Source organism: Nonomuraea sp. NPDC050783 (assembly GCF_040802095.1).
Taxonomy (GTDB): Bacteria; Actinomycetota; Actinomycetes; order Streptosporangiales; family Streptosporangiaceae; genus Nonomuraea.
In genome coordinates this window covers 81439-101758 of the sequence record NZ_JBFAHK010000016.1, presented here as the reverse complement: position 1 = coordinate 101758, position 20320 = coordinate 81439, and the positions used below count along the sequence as shown (strand labels likewise).

Genomic DNA, 20320 nt, shown 5'->3' with positions numbered 1-20320 from the left:
TACGGGGCGACGGGGTGCCGGCCGGTCGAAGCGTCAGGGGGTCAGCTTGAGGGTGTGGACGGCGGCCCCGCGGACGGCGCCCGGACTGGAGCGCATCGGCAGCAGGCCGCCCCTGGCCCAGGTCTCGGCCTGGTCCCAGTAGTTGTCGTGGAAGGCGTGCCCCGACGCGCCGGTCAGGTTGATCCACTGGGACCTGTCCAGGTCGGCCAGATCGACGATCATGCGCATCGACGGCACCGCCGTCACCCCGTAGCCCCGCTGGGCGTTCCAGCCGGTCGCGTTGACCGCGTCCTTGCCGCCCGGCACCGGGATCGGGCCCCGGTTGAACAGCGCCTCCACCGGCGCGATGCCCGAGGTCCCGAGCGAGCCGTTGACCAGGTCGAGTCGGTGCAGGTCGCCCCACCGCCAGGCGGAGACGTCCGGGCCGAACCGGTCGGCCAGCTCCTGGTAGGCCGAGGCCATCGCCTGGCGCAGCACGTCGTCGCGGCGCTCGGTGATGCCGGCGGTCGTGACGTCGTCCCAGAAGGGGTCGTCGGGGGTCTGGAGCAGCCGCCTGACCACCTCGTACCAGCGGTCGCCGCCGGCGGGCCCGGCCGCCGCGGGCAGCTCGTCGTCGAAGGTCAGCATGAGCACCTGGCGCCAGACGGCGTTGAAGTACGCGGCGGGCGCGGAGTCGAGGCCCTGCGTGCCGTCCCATGACGCCAGGAGCTGCCTGGCCTGCCGGGCCGGGCCGGCCAGGTCCACCCGCGCCAGCGCCGGGACCAGCGTCCCGGCGAAGCCGTTGCGGGTGTCGCGCTGGATGGCGGACATGGTAGCCGCGTCCACCCCGCCCTTCTCGACGGCGGCCTTGAGCAGGTCGCGGATGCGCTCGGAGCGGTAGCCGTAGGCCCAGTCGGCGGTCAGCAGCGGCTCGTAGCGGGCCGGGTCGATGACCGCGTTGTTGGCCGTGACCACGAAGCCCTCGGAGGGGTCCTCCACGGACGGGAGCTGCTCGAAGGGGATGGGGTCGGGCCGCCAGTCGTACTCGCCGGTCCAGCCGGGCACCGGCCACCTGCCGTCGCCCTTGAGGCGGATCGGGATGCGCCCCGGCGCCTGGTAGCCGATCTTGCCGGAGGTGTCGGCGTACACCAGGTTCTGGGCGGGCACCTCGAACAGCGCGGCCGCCGAGCGGAACTGCGCCCAGTCGCCGGCCCTGTTCAGCGCGAAGATCGCGTCGGCGGTGTGGCCCGGCGTCAGCGCCGTCCACTGCAGCGCCACCGCGTTCGCCTCGCCGCCGGGCTTGGCGTCGGGCATGACCTCGTTGATCAGCGGCCCGTGGACGGTGCTGCGGACCCTGATCGTGACGGGGGAGCCCCCGGCGACCTTGATCTGCTCCTCGCGGGTCTCCAGCCTGCGCCGCTCGCCCTTGTAGAGGTACGTCTCGCCGTCCACCTTCTCCAGGAACAGGTCGGCCACGTCGGGGCCGAGGTTCGTGAAGCCCCACGCGATCCTGGCGTTGTGGCCGATCACCACGCCGGGCACGCCGGAGAAGGTGAACCCGGTCACGTCGTAGGGGCACTGCGCGGTGACCTCCTTGCAGTGCAGCCCGGCCTGGTACCAGACGGACGGGAGCTGCGGCGACAGGTGCGGGTCGTTGGCCAGCAGCGGCTTGCCGCTCTTGGTGTGCGCGCCGGAGACCACCCAGGAGTTGGAGCCGACGCCCTCGCGGTCCTCGGTGCCCATCGTGCTCGGCACGGCGTCGAGGGTGCGCGCGGCGGCCTCGAAGACCGCGCCGGTGCCGAGGCGCAGGCGCGGCTCGGCCGTCTGGTCGAAGCGGTCACGCTCGACGGCGCCGGTGGTGACGATGGGGGAGTGGCGCTCGAACGGGTAGCCGGGGTAGAGCTGCTCGACGCGCTCCCTGGGCAGCTTCTCGGCGATCAGCGCCCGGTCGATCTCGTCCTCCATGTTGGAGCGCAGGTCCCAGGCCATCGCCTTGAGCCAGGCGAGGGAGTCGGCGGGGCTCCACGGCTCGGGGTGGTAGGCGCCGTTCTGGATCTTGAGCACGGAGTACTCGAGGCTGCGGTCGGAGGCGTTGGGGTTGGCGCTGAGCCAGGCGTTGACGCCCTTGGCGTAGGCGTCGAGGAAGGCGCGGGTGTCCTCGGCCAGCAGGGGCAGCTCCTGCTCGGCGACCCGGCGCCAGCCCATGGTCCGCAGGGCCTTGTCGGTGTCGAGCGTGGACGCGCCGTAGAGCTCCGACAGGCGGCCGGCGGTCATGTGCCGGCGGAAGTCCATCTCGTAGAAGCGGTCCTGGGCGTGGACGAAGCCCTGGGCCATGAAGAGGTCGGCGGCGCTGGAGGCGTAGATGTGCGGGATTCCTGATTTATCGCGATAAATCTCCACACTTCCGGTCAGGCCGGGGAGCCGCAACGAGCCGTCCACCTGCGGGAACGACCGCCGCACGGTGTAGACGAGCACCCCAGCCAGCACCAGCGCCAGCGCGAGAAGAACGGTCACCACCCGAGCGAACCACCGCAACGGCCGCGGCATCCACGCATAGGGTCTCACCGACCGACACCTCCCCTTCGCAGAACTGGCACTAAGTCTGGCAGCCCGTGATCACTGCTCCGGACGTCCGCGCCGGTCCTCGCGGCCGACCGGAGGCGGCTCAGGCCCAGGTCTGGCCCTCGGGGGTGTCGGAGACGCGCACGCCCAGCTCCGCCAGCTCCTCGCGCAGCCGGTCGGCCTCCTTCCAGTCGCCGGCCGCGCGCGCCCGCGCCCGCGACTCCAGCAGCTCCCCGGCCCCCGGGGGCAGCACCGGCGCCCTGCCGATGTCGGCCGACAGGTCGAGCCCGAGCACCTGGTCCAGGTGCAGGAACGACTCCAGCCTGGCCCCCGGCGGCACCGACTCGTCCCGCTCCAGCTCGCGCAGCACGCGCAGCGTCGCGGGGGTGTCGAGGTCGTCGTCGAGCGCGGCCTCCGCCCGCGCCACGTGCTCGCCCGCCATCGGCGCGCTGGGCGACTCGGCCCACTCGGCCACCCGCGCCCGCCAGCGCCGCAGCGTGCGGTCGGCGGCCCGCAGGGTGTCCCAGGTGAGGTTGAGCTGCTGCCGGTAGCGGTGCTCCAGGAACGCCATCCGCACCGCCAGCGGGTCGAGCCCGGCCGCCGTCACGTCCGACAGCAGCACCACGTTGCCCGTGGACTTGGCCATCTTGCGCCCGTCGAACAGCAGGTGCTCGCCGTGCACCCAGTGCCGCACCACCTCGTGCCCGGTCGCCGCGTCGGACTGCGCCCGCTCGTCCTCGTGGTGCGGGAAGCGCAGGTCGATGCCGCCGAGGTGGAGGTCGACGGACGGCCCCAGGAAGCGCAGCGCCATGGCCGAGCACTCCACGTGCCAGCCGGGAAAGCCCCGGCCCCAGGGGGAGTCCCAGGTCAGCTCGCCCTCGGCGGGCTTCCACAACGCCCAGTCGGCGTGGAAGCGCTTGCGCGGATCGACGGCCTCGATGCGGTGGGCGGGTTGCAGCTCCTCCAGCCGGTTTCCCGAGATCTCGCCGTACGTCGGGAACGTCCGTACGTCGAAGAAGACCGAGCCGTCCGGCAGCGCGTACGCGTGCCCCCGCTCGACCAGCGCGGCGATCAGCTCGATCATCGGCTCCACGCTCTCGCTCGCCCGCGGCGCGTGCTCCGGCGGCCGGACGTTGAGCGCGGTGGTGTCGGCGTCGAACGTGGCCTCGTAGTGGCGGGCCAGCTCGCGCACCGAGCGCCCCTCGACCTCGGCCTCCCGCACGACCTTGTCCACCCCGGTGTCGTTGAGATGGCCGACGTCGGTGACGTTGCGGCAGGCCAGCACGCGCACCCGCCGCCGCTCCAGGACCCGCCTGACCAGGTCGGCCAGCACGTACGTGCGCAGGTTGCCGACGTGCGCGTGCCGGTAGACGGTCGGCCCGCAGGTGTACATCCGCACCATCCGGCCCGGCTGGAGCTGGACGACCTGACGGGCGCGCGTGTCGTGGATCCGCAGCATTCTCCCGAGCCTAGCCGGGCGTCATCCCCCCAGGAAACCGAGAATGTCCCGGTCACCGCGCTCGCGCAGCCGCCCCAGGATCTCCTCGCGGCCCGCCGTGTCGGGCAGCCCGATCCTGGCCCCGATCAGCCGCAGGCCCTCGGCCTCGGAGCTGACGGGCGCGGTGTAGCCCAGCAGGTAGAGGGCCCGGTTGACCGGCGGCATCCCGACCGGCGCGGCCGGCAGGTAGCGGGTCAGCAGCTCGCCGCCGTCGGAGACGGTCAGGAACACGTGGTCGCCCTCGCCGGCCTTGTACTCGGCCAGCACGTTGCGGATCGAGCCCATCGTGGGCTGGTTGTGCCAGCTGATCACCACGTCGCCGGACGGCGCCGAGGCCGTGAGCTGCCCGCCGGGCGCCATCCCCAGGTAGGCCGCGAACCCCGTCGGCAGCGGCGAGCCCGACCCGCGCAGGTGCTCGGCGTTGACGTCCACCCGGTGCCACCAGCGCCCGTCGCGGGAGCGGAAGCTGCGCCGGGTCAGCGAGACGTCCTTGCGCGGCTGGTAGGGCTCGGACTCCCCGCTCGGCGAGGTGCCCGCCACCCGGATCCAGCCCCGCTGCGTCCGCTCGAACCCCGGGCCGCCCGAGTAGGCCCGCACCGAGCTCTCGCTGACGTCGTAGCGGGAGGTCAGGTTCGTCACGATCGTGGAGACCGACGCCTCGCCGCCGGCCCGCTCGATCTCCCTGGCGATCATCTCCCTGATGCCCAGGTACTCGTCGCCGCCCCAGCGGGCCAGGCCGTACTTGTTGCGGTCGACCCGCAGGAAGCGGTCGTCGGCGGTGAGCTGGTTGCGGATGCCGACCAGGCTGTAGTCCTCGCCGATGCGCTCCTGGATCTCCTCGGGCGACAGCGGCGAGCCGGCCACCGCGAGCACCGCCTCGGCCTTCTCGTTGATGCTGCGCGGCCACGGCACCACGTGTCGGCCCAGCACGCGGAGCTGCGGCACGTCGAGGATCCACCGCTCGGCCACGTCCTCGCGCACGCCGAGCTGCGACACCATCGACACGGCCTCGCCGATCGGGCGCGGGCCGTCGGCGAAGAGCTGGCGGGTCTTTTCCCGCAGCTCGTCGGCGCCGCCCGCCACCAGCCAGCCGTCGGACTGCTCGTAGCCGGTCAGCAGCGTGCGCACGAAGCGCCAGGCGGGGATGCCCAGCGTGCGCAGCTCGGCGCGGTGCCAGGGCACGGTGGCCTGGAGGTCGTCGGCGGGGGCCGCCGAGCCGAGCCGGCCGCGCAGCCACGCCACGTGCGCCACCAGCGGCGCCGCGTCCGGGCCCGCGAGCCAGGACTCCACGTGGTCGCGCAGGTCGCGCTCGATCTGCCGGATGCGCTCGCGGGTCACCGAGAACCGCTGCGCCAGCTCGTCCAGCGTGGCGCGCTGCGCCGCGTACAGGCGGTCGCGGGCGATGGCCCGCTGCCGCTCGTCCAGCGTGGCGAACAGCTCGTCGATCACCTCGGGCAGCGGCCGGTCGGGGCGGCTCGGCGCCGGCACGGCCTCGGGGACGGGTTCGAGCAGCCGCTCGAACACGCCGATGAACAGCTTCTGCACCACGTCCTTGCCCAGCGTCTCCGGCGTCCGCTCGGCCTCGGCGGGGTCGGAGAAACGCAGCAGCGGCAGGATGTCGCCCAGCTGCAGGTGCCCCCAGCAGGACACGGCCAGGTCGGCCAGGTGGCCGGCCACGGTCTGCGTGCCGACGACGGCGCACGCGCGGTCGAGGGGGAGCGCCTGCCACCAGGCCTCGGGCAGCTGTGGCTCCTCCATGACGGGCGCGATCTGCCCAGGGGAGGTCCAGCGCACGGGTGGCGCGAGGTCGCTCAGGCTGAGGTTCATTGAGGTCCAACCGGCAATGGGAAGTATCCGCAGTTCAGACTATGTGATCAGAGTGGTAAAAAGGGGCTGCCTCTTCCGTAATAAGAGATATGGAGCATCGCCCGCGCGCGCGTGCAGGCGACGAACAGTATGCTCCGTTCGCGTTGCAGAGCCCTAGCCCGCGCGCCGGGTTCGTCGGGAGGCGGCTCGGGCACCACGCCCTCCGCCACGCCGACGAGCGCCACCCGCTCGAACTCCAGCCCCTTGAGCTGACGGAACGTCGCGGCCCGCACCTCCAGGCCCGTCAGCGCCTGCCTGGCCTGCCCGGCCAGCCGCGCGGTCCGCGCGCCGACCGCGATCTCGCCCGGCGGCACGCCGTCGGCCAGCCACGACTCGACCGTGGTCCGCAGCCCGGCCAGCTCCGCCCCGGCCGACTCGTACGCCCGCACGAGCGGCCGCTCGCCGTGGCGCGTGGCCCGGTAGCCGTGCATGTCGGTCACGCCCTCCGCCAGCCCCGGCGCGGGGCCGCCGCCGCGCAGCCGGATCACGAACGACAGCAGCTCCTGCGGCAGCCGGTAGGAGACCTCCAGCGTGTGCTGCTCGGCCGGGATCCCCACCGCGCCCAGCGTCACCCGCGTGTCGGTGACCCGCTGGTGCGGATCGCCCACGGCGAACAGGTCGTCCGGCGCGCGCGGCGCCGCCGCCCGCAGCAGCCGCCACTGCGCCGGGCTGACGTCCTGCGCCTCGTCCACCACCACGTGCCGGTACGGCTTGTGCCCCGGCTCCACGTCGTCCAGCAGGTCGCCGGTGGACAGCGACAGCAGCCGCAGCGCCTCGTCGGTGAGCTGCGCCAGCGTGCGCGCCCCCGGGCCGACCAGCGCCGGGCGGCGGCCCTCCGCGCGGGCCACGATGCGCAGCGCCAGCCGCTCGGCGTTGTCCACCTCGATCCGCTTGCGCACGATCTCGTCCTCGACCAGCGTGTCCAGCCGGACCGACAGCTCCTCGGCCAGGCTCTGCGAGAACGTGACCAGCAGGACGGGGCCGCTGCCGTGCGCGGCCAGGTAGGCGGCGCGGTGCAGGGCGACGACGGTCTTGCCGGTGCCCGCGCCGCCGACGACCAGCACCGGATGGTCGTAGCGGGCGGCCCTGGCCAGGCGGTGCTGCGTCGGGTGCAGGAACGTGCACCACTCCGGCGCGTCCAGCACCCGGCCCAGGCTCGCCTGGTCGGCGGCGAACGCGGCCTGGTCGGGGGTGCGGCGCAGGGCCGCGTACAGGTCGTCGGGATCGACCGGGCCCGGCTCGTCCACGGCGCGCCAGGCGTCCAGCTCGCGCCACGCCTCGGCCAGCGTGCCGCCGCCGGCCAGCACCGCCAGCGGCAGGTGCTGCGTGGGCGGCAGCAGCGGTTCGAGCGCGGCCACGTCGGCCTCGGTCGTGATCAGGCGGAACAGCGGCAGGGCGCGCGCGTCCAGGCCGAGCGCCAGCAGGTCGCCGTCGCAGATGGCGGCGAACAGGCGGGGCGACCCGACCGGGCGCCGCAGCGCGGGCTCCACCCGCCGCAGCGCCTCCTCGTCCCACTCCTCGACCACCCCGAGCACCGGGTTGATCCCGTATCGGTGGCGGCGGGCGTAGGACCACGCCTCGGGATCGGGCAGCAGCGTACGCAGCCAGTACACGTCCCGCTGGCGCACCACCACCCCGCGGCGCCCCTCGGCGAGCCGCAGCGTGGCCACCCGCGGGTCCCGGGCGCCCCGCACCCGCTCGGGATGCGGGGCCCCGGCCACGTTCAGCAGGAACCGGCGCAGCGCGACCACGGCGTCCCTGCGCACCGGCGTGGCCAGTGCGCTGAGCTCCCTGGGGAACCCAGGGCCGATCGCGAGCCGCGGCACGGCTCAGTCCAGCAGGGCGAGCAGGTCGCGGTCCCCGCGCTCGCGGAGCCTGGTGAGCAGGTCCGGCAGGCTGACCGGGCCCGTCATGCCGATCCTCGTGGCGATCACCCGCGCCGCCTGGTCGCGGGTGCCGCCGGGGGCGGTGTAGCCGACCAGGCGCAGCGCCTTGGTGATCTTCTCGGCGCCCTGCGCGGCCACCGGCAGGTGCCTGGCCCGCAGCACGCCCTCGTCCGACAGCGTCAGGAACAGGTGGCCGCCCTCGCGGGCGCCGACGTCCGCGAGCAGGTGCTCGATGGACTCCAGCACCGGGCGGCCGTGCCAGGTCATGGTCAGCTCGCCCGCGGCGCTGCGGACCGTCCGGCTCTCGCCCGGCGACAGCCCCAGGTAGGCGGCGAAGCCCGTCGGCAGCGCGCACTCGCCGCCCGCCATCTGCTCGGCGGTCACGTCCACGCGCAGCCACCAGCGGCCGTCCGGCTGCCGGAAGCAGCGCCTGGTCTGCGAGACGTCCTTCAGCGGCTGGTAGGGCTTCTGCTCGCCCGAGCCGCCGTTGCGCTCGTGGGCCGCGGTCGGCCTGAACGCCTGGAACTGCGGCATCCCCGGCGCCGGGGACGGCGGCAGCGGCACTGGGCCGAACGCCGAGTGCGGCGGCATGTCCATCGGCGGCTGCTGCCTGGGCGGCGGGTCGAAGTGCAGCACCGGGTCGAGCCGGGGCGGGTGCGGCAGGTCCGGCTGGGGCCGCGGCCCCGTCAGCTTCTGCGGGACCCGCTTCTGCAGCGGCTCCTTGCGCGGCGGCTCCCTGTGCGGGGGCTCCCCGCGCTGGGACTCCCCGCGCGGCGTGGCGGCCTGCGGCGGGAGGGTCGCCATCACGAACTGCCAGGCGGGGACCTCCAGCGCGCGGATCTCGACCTTGTGCCAGTCGGCCGCGCCGATCACCTGCTCCTTGGGGGCCGCCGGGCCGAGCGTCTTGCGTAGCTCGTCCAGATGCGCCCGGTACGGGGCCGCCTCGTCGCTGGTCAGCCACTCGCCCAGCCGGACGCGGAACTCCTCCTCGGTGGCCGTGATCTCCTCCGGGGGGACGGCGAACAGCTTGGCGAGCTGGTCCACCGCCGACGGCTCGTCGGTGAAGACCCGGTTCTGCGCCACGGCCCAGCTCTTGTCGTCCAGACCGGCGAAGGCGGCCTCGATGAGGTCGGGCAGCTCGTGATGCACGGGGGCGCCGGCCGGTTGCGGCTCCTCCACCTCGTCGTCCGCGGTGGGCTCGCCCGACTCCAGCGCACCCGGCGCCGCGGCCGCCTCGGCCTCCTCGGCTTTCTCAGCCGCCTCGGCCTCCTCGGCGGCGGGCTCGGGGGCGGGCTCCTCGGCCGAGTCGGGGGTCGGCTCGGGGCCGTCGCCCTCGTCGGTGACGGGCTCGGCGTCGGCGTCCAGCACGGGACGCTCGTCCGCCGGGTCGCCCTCCCCGACGTCCCGGCCCTCCCCGGGGTCCCCGGCCTCCTGGGCCTGTTCGGCGGCGTCCCGGACGGGCGCCGCCTGCTCGGCGAACGCGTGCGCCGGGTCCTGCTCCTCGTCGTCCGAGGGCTCGTGGGCGTCGGAGTGCTCGTGGGCGTCGTGGGGCTCGTGGACCTCCGGAATCGCCTCTGCCGCGGCGGCGGGGACGTCCCCGTCCTGCTCGGCGTCCTCGGGTTCGGCGGGCCCGGGTTCGGCGACTCCGGGCTCGACGGACCGGAACCCGGCGGGCTCGGCGTGGTCGTCGGGGGTCCCGTCGCCAGGGGTCCCGTCGTCGGGGATTCCGTCGTGGGTGCCGTCCTCGGAGGCCCTCTCCGCGGAAGCCTCCTCCTCGGGGGGCCCGGCGGCGTGCGGGGGCGCGGGCTCCTCCGGCCGCTCGTCCTCCTGGACGGGCTCCTGGACATCCTCCTGGACGGGCGGGATCTCCGCCGGGGGAGCGGCGGCGGGGAGCGGCAGGGGCTCGCCGGCCTCCGCCGGGGCGACGGCCGGCGCGGTCTCGATCCGGGGCGCGGGCACCGCCGGAGCGGCGGGCTCGGCGGCCCCGCCTGCGTGCGGGTGCGCCAGCCGCGTGAACACCGCCGAGAACAGCGTGCTCAGCACCGGCCGCGCCTTGATGAACGGCTGGTCGGCCAGCTCGCGCCCGGTCAGCGCGAGCAGCCCCGGCCACGATCCGGCACGGTCCAGCGCGATGGCGACCGGCGGCTCGTCGGCCTCCTCCGGGTCGAGGACGTGCAGCGCGGGCAGCACGTCGCCCACCGCCGCCGCCGGCCAGTGCTCAAGGGCGATCTCCGTGAGCAGCTCGGCCAGGGCCTCGGGGCCGATCGCGGCGAGGACGCGCGGCATGGGCAGGCTGCGCCACCACGCGTCCGGCAGGTCCGGCTGCCCGGTCAACAGCGTGATCGTCGACGCGTCGCTCCACCTCAACGGTGGAACGAGGTCGCTCAGGCAGAAGTTCATCCCGTTCCGTTCACCAGCCCCTCACGCCGCCGCAGCGGTGCAGCCATAATCTCGCCGCCCACGGAACAGACCATAGTCCGGCAAATTAGCCCTACGCATCATGCACTACGCATCAGCGCCGAACGGCGGCGAAGCGTAGGCGCACGTAATCGGCCATCCAGCCAGTCTCCCTGCGAAGCGCGGGCGCCGCCAGTTCGTTGACCCGGTGAAGCAGGGGCTCCACGATCTCCGGCGGCAGACCTTCGAGGGCCGACGAGGCGAACATCCGCACCCAGTCGGCGGCCCCGCCGGGGCATTCGTCGAGCGGCGTGGGCCGGTCGAAGTACTCCAGCAGCCGGACGACGAAGCCCTCCTGCTCCAGCCGGCGGGCGTACTCCGCAGGCGTGGGAAAGTACCACGGCAGCTCGGGCTCGCGCAGGCCGTACTCGCGCCAGGCCGTCAGCATCGCGGCGGTCAGCTCGGCGCAGTTGCCGGCCCCGCCCATCTCGGCCACGAAGCGCCCGCCGGGGGTCAGCGCCTCGCGCACGTTCGCGATCACGGCGCCGGGGTCCCGGCTCATCCAGTGCAGCGCCGCGTTGGAGAAGACCGCGTCGTACGGGTCCACCACGCTGAAGTCGTGCCCGTCGCCGACGATGAACTTGATGCCCGGGTACTGCGCCAGCGCCTTCTCGATCATCGCCGCGGAGCCGTCGATCCCGAGGACCTCGGCGCCCCTGAAGGCGATCTGCGCGGTGAGCACGCCCGTGCCGCAGCCGAGGTCGAGCACGCGCTCGCCGGGCCGCGGGTCCAGCAGGTCGACCAGCGGGGCGCCCTGCGTGGAGACGTAGCCGAAGCTGCTGTCGTAGGCGCGACTGTTCCACCGCTCCAAGCTCGGTGTGTCGTATCGCAAGACGATCAGCTCACATTCGTCAGACATCGGGCCCCCGTGGCCGTGCTGTCTGCTCACTTTAGAGCCTGATCGTCCCTACGACATATCAAGTCACCTTGGACTCATCCCACACTCTTGGCCCATTGCTTCTTCAAATAGGACTTACCCGCGTCCTGCTGCGGAATCGTCAGGAGCACCGGCGGACCGGGCGCCCTGGGCAGCCTCGCGGCCTGCTCGGTGTCGAGGGTGCCCCTCATGGCCATGGCCTCGCCGCGGGCCGGCCGCGCCCAGCCCTTCTGCAGCAGGTTCTGGCCCTCGTCGGAGAGCAGGAACTCCTGCCACAGCCGGGCGGCGGCGGGGTGCGGGGCGGCCTTGCTGATGGCCTGCACGTGGTAGTCGCCGAGCGCGGCGTCGCGCGGGATCACGACCTTCCAGCGGTCGGGGTGGGCGGCGCCGCGGGCCGCGTTGAGGTGGTCCCAGGCCACGATCGTGTTGGCCTTGGCCGGGTCGGTCAGCCGGCCGGCCTGCTTGAGCTTGGCGAACAGGCTCACGCCCTGGTCGGGACGGGGCACGCCGGCGCGCATGGAGGCCGCCATCACGCCGTCGAAGGCCGCCGCCGAGCGCAGCGGGTCGCCGTCGAGCGCCACCCGGTAGCCGGGGCCCAGCAGGTCGGCGAAGCCGGCCGGGGGCTTGACCTCGCGCGGGTCGTAGCCGATGGACATGTAGCCGCCGTAGGCGGCGTACCAGGCGCCGGCCGGGTCCTTGACGTTGTCGGGCAGGTCCAGCCAGCCCTGCACCTTGTACGGCGCGAACCTGGCCGCCTCCTTGACCGCCGTGTCCAGCGTGAGGTCGAACACGTCGGGCTTGAGCCGGCCCGCGGCCTCGATCTGGCGGGCGCTGCTGGCGTTGGGCTCCAGCTCGTTGACCTTGATGCCGTACTTGTCGGCGAAGGTGTCGATGACCTCGCCGTAGTTGACCCACTCGCGCGGCAGGGCGATGACGTTGAGCTCGCCCTCGCGCTTGGCCGCCTCGGCCAGCCGCTCCATCGTGGCGAAGCCGGTCTTCAGCGAGCCCGCCTGCACGTTGACCGGCGGCAGGTTCCTGACCGGCACGGGGGCCGTGGACGACGCGCCGCATCCGGCACCGGCAAGAACGGCTGCCACGGCGGCACAAGTACGTACAGTCACACCATGAATACTGAACGTTACTCGCGCTCAGGTCGAGGAGGCGCGGCGGGAACGACCCTGGCCGCCACCAGCGTCTCCTCCGGGATCTTCACCAGAGTGCCGTCCTTCTTGCGCACGCGCAGGGTGCCGTCGGCCCACGACTCCAGGATCCCCACCGCGTCCCGGAACCCGCCGGGAACCCGCCTGCGCGTGGTGATCCGAGCGCCTATGTCCTGTCTTGTGATCCTGATGACGAGGCGTGCGGCCACGAGTTTGCCACCCTCCGTTTCGGCCAGCTGGCAAGCACGGCAATACTAGGGCGTAGCAAACCGCGGTCAGAGTCATGCCATGGTGCGGAGAAGAAGGAGCTCGAGGTGACCTACGTCATCGCGCAGCCTTGCGTGGACGTCCTGGACAAGGCGTGCATCGAGGAGTGCCCCGTCGATTGCATCTACGAGGGCGAGCGCATGCTTTACATCCACCCCGACGAGTGCGTGGACTGCGGCGCGTGTGAGCCTGTGTGCCCCGTCGAGGCCATTTTCTACGAGGACGACCTTCCCGAGCAGTGGAAGGACTTCTACAAGGCCAACGTCGACTTCTTCGAGGAGCTCGGCTCGCCGGGCGGCGCCTCGAAGGTCGGCAAGATCGACAAGGACCACCCGGTGGTGGCGGCCCTGCCGCCGCAGGGCGAGGAGCACTGAGCAGTCCCGGTACGTCGTGCGCGGGGGCATCCGGCATGGGTGCGCCCCGTCGGCGTGACGTGCCGGCGCACGTGCCGTACGGCGACGCGACACCCTGGAGAACCGTGTGAACAACCTGCCTGACTTCCCCTGGGACCGGCTGGAGCCGTACAAGGAGCGCGCGCTCGCACATCCCGACGGCATCGTCGACCTCTCGGTCGGCACGCCCGTCGATCCCGTGCCCGAGATCATCAGGAAGGCGCTGGTCGAGGCCGCCGACAGCCCCGGCTACCCCTTCACCTACGGCACCAAGGCGCTGCGCGAGGCCGCGGTGGGCTGGCTGCGCCGCCGCCACGGCGTCCTGGTCGACCAGCGGGACGTGCTGCCCCTGGTGGGGTCCAAGGAGTTCGTGGCCTGGCTGCCCACCTACCTGGGCGCGCGCCGGGTGGTCTTCCCCGAGCTGGCCTATCCCACGTACGACGTGGGCGCCCGGCTCGCCGGGGCGGAGGGCACCGCCTCCGACAGCACGCTCGCGCTCGGCCCCGAGCGGGTGGACCTCGTCTGGATCAACTCGCCGGGCAACCCGACCGGGCGGGTGCTGCCCGCCGAGCACCTGCGCAAGGTCGTGGCGTGGGCGCGCGAGCGCGGCGCGGTGGTCGCCTCCGACGAGTGCTACATCGAGCTCGGCTGGGAGGAGGAGCCGATCTCCGTCCTCCACCCCGACGTGTGCGGCGGCTCCCACGAGGGGCTGCTCGCCGTCCACTCCCTGTCCAAGCGCTCCAACCTGGCGGGCTACCGGGCCGGGTTCGTGACGGGCGACCCGGCGCTGATCAAGCGGCTGCTGGAGGTCCGCAAGCACGCGGGCATGATGGTGCCGGCCCCGGTCCAGGCGGCGATGACGGCCGCGCTGGAGGACGACGCGCACGCCGACGCCCAGCGCGAGCGCTACGCCGCCCGGCGCGCCCTGCTGCGCCCGGCGCTGGAGCGGGCCGGCTGGCGGATCGACCACTCGACCGCCGGGCTGTACTTCTGGGCGTCGAACGGGCAGGGCGCCTGGGATCAGGTCGGGAAGCTGTCCGAAAACGGGATTCTGGTCGCGCCGGGCGAGTTCTACGGATCGGCAGGTGAGCGGCACATCCGCATCGCGCTCACCGCCACCGACGAACGCATCAGTGCGGCGGTGCGCCGCCTCCAGTAGGATCGCGCGTCATAGCAAGCCGTACGGCTTGGCACGCATAAATCGATAAGGGCTTATGCCGAGGCAGACCGCGAGTGGAGCGAGCTGATCGATGAGCATGACCTCCATGGTCGTTCTCGGGCTGAGCATCGCCCTGGTCCTGCTGCTGCTCGGAGCCTTCTGGGCCACCCTGAGGCAAGACAGGAAGGGACGCGCGGACGCGCCGCCGCCCCAGCGGGCGGCGGTCGAGACCGCTCCTGTCGAGAGCCCGATGCCGGCCCCGGTGAGCGTGCCGGCGAGCGTGCCCGGCGCCGACTACACCGATCCCCGCACCATCCGCGTGGGTGACAGGATCGAGGTGCACGGCTCGCCCGCGCGGGTGCTCGGGGCCATGTACATCTCGTGGCAGGGCCAGCAATGGACCGAGTTACTCCTGCGCGACAGCACCCGGCGGTTGCAGTGGCTGTCGGTCGAGATGCGCCCCGGCGACCCGCCGCACCTGGAGGTCCTGCTCTGGACGGAGGTCCCGACCCAGGGCATGGTCCCCGCCAAGAGCATGCTCATCATGGAGGGCGTGGAGTTCCACCCCATCGAGCGGGGGACGGCCGCCTTCCGCAGCGAGGGCGAGGCCGGCCTGCCCGACCGCGGCCTGCTCGACTTCGCCGACTACCGCGCCTCCGACGGCCGCCTGCTCTCCTTCGACCGCATCCAGGGCCGTCCCTGGAGCGCCAGCTACGCCCAGCCCCTTCCTCCGGGCTCGATCTCCATCATCCGCCGCGCCTCCTGAGGCCCTTCGGGGGCGCCCGCCCGGCGGCGGTTGCGCGGAGGGGCGCAATGGGGCGGGGGTTGCGCGCAACGGGGTGAGGCGACCGGTTCAAGACCCGGCTCAAGGTCCGGTTCAAGGCCCGGATCAGGACCGGCGGGTCAGGACCGGGGAGTCAGGATCGGGGGGGTCAGGACAGCTCCACCCGGCTCGTCCCCGACTTGTCGCCCGTGCGCCACCCCGTGGCCTCCATCTCGTTGGTCCAGGCCGCCCCCGCGTACCGCACCCGGCTCAGCCCGTACTCCTCGGCGTGCGCGACCGACCAGGCGGCGATCAGCCAGCCCCGCTTGCGCGAGGTGATCGCGGTGCTGCCGAGCGCCCGGGCGAGCTGCTTGCGCGCCTCCTCGGCCCGGGGCCGGGGCGCCGGCGTCCTGGTGGGCGGATACCAGCAGTGCACGGCCTGCGGCACCCGTCCGGTGAAGCCCGCCGCGAGGATCTTGGCGTCCTCCTCGTGCGGCGCGTACGCGTACCCGCCCGCCGAGCGCTGCACCGCCTGGGCCGCCTCCGCCAGCGGCAGCCTGCGGTAGTTCTTGACCTTGACCAGCGCGGCGAAGAACTTGTTGGTGGCGTAGACCGGGTCCATGAGCTGCTTCTGCGTCCCCCAGCCCTGCGACTCGCGCTGCTGGAAGACGCCCACCGAGTCGCGGTCGCCGTGGTCGAGGTTGCGCAGCTTCGACTCCTGCAGCGCGGTGGCGTAGGCGATGACCACGGCCCGCTCGGGCAGCTTCCTGCGGGCCGCCACGGCGGCGATGGTCGCGGCGATCCTGGCCTGCTCGGGGTCGAGGCTGACGGAGGTCTCGGGGGTGCGCACGGCGCAGTAGGCCGGGGGCACGGTCAGCGGGGCGGCTCGCTTCAGCAGGTGGTAGAGGCCCACGGAGATGCCGACGGCGAGGACGACCACGATGATCGCGATGGTGATGACTCCACGGGAGAACCGCATGCGCACGCTGAAGAACCTACCTGTCGGGATAAGCTCCGTGGCCATGAGTGACGTGAGCACCTCCTCGCCGATATCCCCGGTGGTGGACGAGCTGTGGGAGCGCCGCGCGGAGCTGTCACCCCGGGACGCCGAGGCCCGCCACGCGGTGGTCGGCGCGGTGGACCTGCTCGACACCGGGGTCGCGCGCGCGGCCCGCCTGGTGGGCGGCGAGGTGGAGGTGGACGAGCGCGCCGGCCGGGCGATCCTGCTCGCCTCCAAGGTGCTCGGCATGGCCCGCTCGCAGGTCGGCGACTTCCAGCACCACGACAGGATCCCGCTGAAGAGCACGTTCGACGGGGTGCGCGTGGTGCCGGGCGCGATCGCCCGCTGGGGCTCCTACCTGGCGCCCGGAGTGGTGCTCATGCCGTCGTTCACCGACATCGGCGCGTACGTGGACGAGGGCACGACGGTCGGCACCTGGGCCACCGTGGGCTCCTGCGCGCAGATCGGCAGGAACGTGCACCTGTCCGGCGGGGCCGGCATCGGCGGCGTGCTGGAGCGGCCCGGCGCGGTGCCGGTCGTGATCGAGGACGAGGTGCTCGTCGGCGGCCGGTCCATGATCGTGGACGGTGCCCGGGTCGGCAGGGGCGCGGTGGTGGGGGCGGGGACGATCCTGTCGGCCTCGACGCCGGTGATCGACGTCGAGACCGGCGAGGAGCTGGCCAGGGGACACGTCCCCGACTGGTGCGTGGCCGTGGGCGGCACGCGGCAGAAGCAGTACCCCGGAGGCACGTTCGGGCTGCCGTGCGTGCTGGTGATCAAGCGGCTGGAGCCGGGGCAGCGGCACGACGAGGCGGCACTCGACGAGGTGCTGCGCGAGCACGGGGTGAACGCCTGATGACACCGGACCCGACACCGGACCTGACGCTGGACCTGACCCAGGACGTACGCGAGCTGACCGCCGCGATCGTGGACATCGAGTCGGTCAGCGGCGCCGAGCGGCCGCTGGCCGACGCCGTCGAGCGGGCGCTCGCCGCCCTGCCGCACCTGACGGTGGAGCGCTCCGGCGAGACCGTCGTCGCCCGCACCGGCCTGGGCCGCGCCGAGCGCGTGCTGATCGCCGGGCACCTCGACACCGTCCCGGTCGCCGGCAACCTGCCGAGCCGGGTCGAGGGCGACCTGCTGCACGGCTGCGGCACCTCCGACATGAAGGCCGGCGTGGCGGTCGCGCTCCGGCTGGCCGCCACCGTGCCCGCGCCCAACCGGGACGTCACCTACGTCTTCTACGACTGCGAGGAGGTCGAGGCCGAGCGCAACGGCCTCAACCGCGTGGCCAGGGAGCATCCCGGCTGGCTGGCGGCCGACTTCGCGGTGCTGATGGAGCCGACCGACGGCGTGATCGAGGGCGGCTGCCAGGGCACGCTGCGCGCGGAGGTCGCGGTCACCGGCAAGCGCTCCCACAGCGCCCGCTCGTGGTTCGGGGTCAACGCCATCCACGGCATCGAGCCGGTGCTGGCCAGGCTCAACGCCTACGAGGCGCGCCGGCCGGTGGTGGACGGGCTGGAGTACCACGAGGGGCTGAACGCGGTCGGCGTGCGCGGCGGCGTGGCCGGCAACGTCATCCCCGACCTGTGCGTGGTGACCGTCAACTACCGCTTCGCCCCCGATCTGACGGTCGAGCAGGCGCAGCAGCACGTCCGCGAGGTGTTCGACGGCTACGAGGTGACCTTCACCGACGCGGCGCCGGGGGCGCGGCCGGGGCTGACGCATCCGGTGGCGGCGGCGTTCGCGGCGGCCGTGGGCGGCACGCCGCGCGCCAAGCTGGGCTGGACGGACGTCGCCCGCTTCTCCGCGCTGGGCGTCCCCGCCGTGAACTACGGGCCGGGCGACCCCAACCTGGCGCACCAGCAGGGCGAATACGTGTCGCTGCCGAAGATCGTGGAGGGCGAGCGCGCGATGCGGAGCTGGCTCACAATGTGAAAGTGGCCTTCCTCGCCGGCCATTTGGCGGGGAAGACCACTTTCAGTCCCGAGCAGCACCCTCGCCAGTTAGACGCGAGGGAGCCGAAATCTGGTTCCCCAGGTTTTTCAAGATTTTTTAGATTCTGGTATCTGGCCCGCCACCTGCGCGTTCTTCCCCAGACGGAAGGCTGGGGGCCGGCACGGGTAGGGGCGCGGGCGCAAGCGAACGGCCATGTACGAGAAGGACTAGCGTGAGCCACATGGAACAGAACCGTCGGGAACGCCGTCAGGGTCAGGCCGTCGTCCGCGGCAGCCTCGTCCCCGCCTCCACCCACGACCAGCGGCTGCTGGCGCGCCAGGGCTCCTCCAACTGGGTGCACATGGACCCGTGGCGGGTGCTGCGCATCCAGGCCGAGTTCGTGGAGGGCTTCGGCCAGCTCGCCGAGCTGCCGCCCGCGGTGACCGTGTTCGGCTCGGCGCGCACGCCCGCCGACTCCCCCGAGTACGCGATGGGGCGCAAGCTCGGCCGGTCGCTGGCCGAGGCCGGCTACGCCGTGATCACCGGCGGCGGTCCCGGCGTCATGGAGTCCGCCAACCGGGGCGCCCGTGACGTGGAGGGCGCGATCTCGGTCGGGCTGGGCATCGAGCTGCCCTTCGAGCAGCGCATGAACGACTACGTCGACCTCGGCATCGAGTTCCGCTACTTCTTCGTGCGCAAGACGATGTTCGTGAAGTACTCCTGCGGCTTCATCACGCTGCCCGGCGGCTTCGGCACGCTGGACGAGCTGTTCGAGGCGCTGACCCTGGTGCAGACCCACAAGGTCACCTCCTTCCCCGTCGTGCTGATGGGCACCGAGTTCTGGGGCGGGCTCCTCGACTGGATCAAGAGCAGCCTGCTCGGCACCGGCAAGATCGCCCCGCAGGACCTCGACCTCATCACCGTCACCGACGACGTGGACGAGGCCGTGCGCATCATCGTGGACTCCGACCGGGCCCGCAGCAGGCAGCGAAAGGAGGAGATCGAGGCCGCCGCGACCCACGACGCCGAGCCCCAGTAGGCTCACGCCGCGTGAACATCTGCGTCTTCTGCGCCTCCAGCCTCCGCATCGACGACAAATACCTCGACCTCGCCGCCAGGGTCGGCACCGAGCTGGCCCGGCGGGGTCACACCCTGGTCAGCGGCGGCGGGTCGATCTCGTGCATGGGGGCCGTCACGTCGGCGGCCCGCGCGGCGGGCGGGCGTACGGTCGGCGTGATCCCCCAGGTGCTGGTGGACATGGAGGTGGCCGACGAGGAGTCGCACGAGCTGATCGTCACCGGTGACATGCGCGAGCGCAAGGGCGTCATGGACGCCCGCTCCGAGGCGTTCCTGGTGCTGCCCGGCGGCATCGGGACGCTGGAGGAGCTGTTCGAGATCTGGACCGCGCGGGTGCTCGGCATGCACGACAAGCCGCTGGTGGTGCTCGACCCCTGGGGTCTGTACGAACCGCTCAAGCAGCTCATGGGCCACCTCTACGACGAGGGCTTCACCCGGCCCGAGGTGTTCGACGCGGTGGCGTGGACCACCACTGTCGAGGAGGCGTTCGCCCGCCTGGAGTCCCGGCCGCAGCCGGTCCGGCCGAGCGTCGCCGAGCTGGGCGAGTCCACCGCCTGACCCCGGCTGACCAGGGCGCTCCCGCCCGAAGCGGCACCGGCTGCGGCAAGTGCGGACCTCATGCCCCGATGGTATGAGTACGATGCCAATGTGCTGGTCATACTCGCCATCGCCGCCATCGCCATCCTGGCCTGCGTGGTCGTGGTCTCCCTCGGCCGGGGCGGTGAGCTGACCGAGTTCCCGCCGGACGTCCCGCCGCTCGACCTGCCCGAGCCGGCGCAGCTCACGGCGGTCGACTTCATGGCGCTCCAACTACCGGTCAACCTGGTCGGCTACCACACGGCGAGCGTCGACGAGACCCTGCGCCGGGCGGCCACCGCGATCAGCGAGCGCGACACCCGCATCGCGGTGCTGGAGCAGCGGGTCTCCGAGCTGCTGGCCAGCCGGCTGTACGCGCGGCAGGAGGTCTACGCCTCGCCGGGGGCGGGGCCGCGTACCGACCACGAGCCCGAGGCCCCCGCCGTGGACCGGGAGCTGCCGGAGTCCGGCGACCCGGTCACGTCGAGCGGCGCGTCGGTCGACTGGGACGGCGCCGCCGAGCTGCGGCACCTGCCCGAGGAGCCGGAGTGGCGGCTGCCCGCCGAGGAGAGCGCCGCCGCGTCCGGCGAGCCGGCCCCCGAGTCCGACAAGTCGGACACGAAGCTCGACGAGCCGGACACGAAGCTCGACGAGCCGGACACGAAGCCCGGCGAGCGGGACACCGCGCCAGCCCTGAACGAGCCCGCCCCGGACGAACCCGCCGCCGGAGCCGGACAACCCGCCGCCGAGCCCGCCGCCGACCAGGCGGACCAGGACGACAAGGTAGCCGAGAGCCGCACCGACAACCGCAAGACGGACGAGCACGCGTGACCGATTCCTCCACCGTTTCCTCCACCGTCGCC

General features: G+C 73.0%; 17 protein-coding genes. 8 read left to right on the top strand and 9 right to left on the bottom strand.

Annotation, left to right across the window (positions count from 1 at the left end; genetic code table 11):
• Window positions 1-33 precede the first annotated feature (33 nt).
• The 8 genes from AB0H75_RS34385 to AB0H75_RS34350 form a co-directional block, all read right to left on the bottom strand.
• On the bottom strand, window positions 34-2526 hold the full coding sequence (locus AB0H75_RS34385; protein WP_367803918.1) for a penicillin acylase family protein: 2493 nt from the start codon (window positions 2524-2526) through the stop codon (window positions 34-36).
• Window positions 2527-2644: 118 nt separating this feature from the next.
• Window positions 2645-4000 (bottom strand): cysteine--tRNA ligase, encoded by a 1356-nt coding sequence (cysS, locus tag AB0H75_RS34380; protein WP_367803725.1) that lies wholly within the window; start codon window positions 3998-4000, stop codon window positions 2645-2647.
• A gap of 21 nt (window positions 4001-4021) precedes the next feature.
• Window positions 4022-5866, bottom strand: coding sequence for a sigma factor-like helix-turn-helix DNA-binding protein (locus AB0H75_RS34375; protein WP_367803723.1), 1845 nt, complete (start codon window positions 5864-5866; stop codon window positions 4022-4024).
• 47 nt (window positions 5867-5913) lie between these two features.
• Window positions 5914-7731 carry a UvrD-helicase domain-containing protein gene (locus AB0H75_RS34370; protein ID WP_367803721.1) on the bottom strand — a complete coding sequence of 606 codons (1818 nt, stop codon included), beginning with the start codon at window positions 7729-7731 and terminating at the stop codon, window positions 5914-5916.
• A 3-nt stretch (window positions 7732-7734) separates the two neighbouring features.
• Window positions 7735-10125, bottom strand: coding sequence for a hypothetical protein (locus tag AB0H75_RS34365; protein ID WP_367803719.1), 2391 nt, complete (start codon window positions 10123-10125; stop codon window positions 7735-7737).
• A gap of 178 nt (window positions 10126-10303) precedes the next feature.
• A complete protein-coding gene (locus tag AB0H75_RS34360; protein ID WP_367803717.1) occupies window positions 10304-11080 on the bottom strand; it encodes a methyltransferase domain-containing protein in 777 nt (258 codons plus the stop codon).
• A gap of 101 nt (window positions 11081-11181) precedes the next feature.
• Window positions 11182-12222, bottom strand: coding sequence for an ABC transporter substrate-binding protein (locus AB0H75_RS34355; protein ID WP_367803715.1), 1041 nt, complete (start codon window positions 12220-12222; stop codon window positions 11182-11184).
• A 41-nt stretch (window positions 12223-12263) separates the two neighbouring features.
• Window positions 12264-12494 (bottom strand): hypothetical protein, encoded by a 231-nt coding sequence (locus AB0H75_RS34350; RefSeq protein WP_367803713.1) that lies wholly within the window; start codon window positions 12492-12494, stop codon window positions 12264-12266.
• A 105-nt stretch (window positions 12495-12599) separates the two neighbouring features.
• Between AB0H75_RS34350 and fdxA the strand changes: the two genes are divergently transcribed.
• The 3 genes from fdxA to AB0H75_RS34335 all read left to right on the top strand — a co-directional run bounded on the left by fdxA (window position 12600) and on the right by AB0H75_RS34335 (window position 14869).
• Window positions 12600-12926, top strand: a complete 327-nt coding sequence (gene fdxA / locus AB0H75_RS34345; RefSeq protein WP_367803711.1) for a ferredoxin — start codon at window positions 12600-12602, stop codon at window positions 12924-12926.
• 106 nt (window positions 12927-13032) lie between these two features.
• On the top strand, window positions 13033-14103 hold the full coding sequence (gene dapC / locus AB0H75_RS34340; RefSeq protein WP_367803709.1) for a succinyldiaminopimelate transaminase: 1071 nt from the start codon (window positions 13033-13035) through the stop codon (window positions 14101-14103).
• A 91-nt stretch (window positions 14104-14194) separates the two neighbouring features.
• Window positions 14195-14869: a DUF4178 domain-containing protein gene (locus AB0H75_RS34335; protein ID WP_367803707.1), complete on the top strand. Its 675-nt coding sequence runs from the start codon at window positions 14195-14197 to the stop codon at window positions 14867-14869.
• A 166-nt stretch (window positions 14870-15035) separates the two neighbouring features.
• Here AB0H75_RS34335 and AB0H75_RS34330 read toward each other — a convergent pair whose 3' ends face one another.
• Complete coding sequence (locus AB0H75_RS34330; RefSeq protein ID WP_367803917.1) at window positions 15036-15845, bottom strand: hypothetical protein; 810 nt, start codon at window positions 15843-15845, stop codon at window positions 15036-15038.
• A 43-nt stretch (window positions 15846-15888) separates the two neighbouring features.
• Here AB0H75_RS34330 and AB0H75_RS34325 point away from each other — a divergent pair, with 43 nt between their 5' ends.
• The 5 genes from AB0H75_RS34325 (at window position 15889) to AB0H75_RS34305 (ending at window position 20288) form a co-directional block, all read left to right on the top strand.
• Window positions 15889-16722, top strand: a complete 834-nt coding sequence (locus tag AB0H75_RS34325; protein WP_367803705.1) for a 2,3,4,5-tetrahydropyridine-2,6-dicarboxylate N-succinyltransferase — start codon at window positions 15889-15891, stop codon at window positions 16720-16722.
• Window positions 16722-17804 (top strand): succinyl-diaminopimelate desuccinylase, encoded by a 1083-nt coding sequence (gene dapE, locus AB0H75_RS34320; RefSeq protein ID WP_367803703.1) that lies wholly within the window; start codon window positions 16722-16724, stop codon window positions 17802-17804. The genes AB0H75_RS34325 and dapE overlap by 1 nt, the downstream gene beginning before the upstream one ends.
• 241 nt (window positions 17805-18045) lie before the next feature.
• The gene (locus AB0H75_RS34315) at window positions 18046-18843 is read left to right on the top strand and encodes a TIGR00730 family Rossman fold protein (RefSeq protein ID WP_367803701.1); all 798 of its coding nucleotides are present in this window, start codon (window positions 18046-18048) and stop codon (window positions 18841-18843) included.
• Between the two features lie 11 nt (window positions 18844-18854).
• A complete protein-coding gene (locus AB0H75_RS34310; protein WP_367803699.1) occupies window positions 18855-19439 on the top strand; it encodes a TIGR00730 family Rossman fold protein in 585 nt (194 codons plus the stop codon).
• 90 nt (window positions 19440-19529) lie between these two features.
• Window positions 19530-20288 carry a hypothetical protein gene (locus tag AB0H75_RS34305; RefSeq protein WP_367803697.1) on the top strand — a complete coding sequence of 253 codons (759 nt, stop codon included), beginning with the start codon at window positions 19530-19532 and terminating at the stop codon, window positions 20286-20288.
• Window positions 20289-20320: the final 32 nt, after the last annotated feature.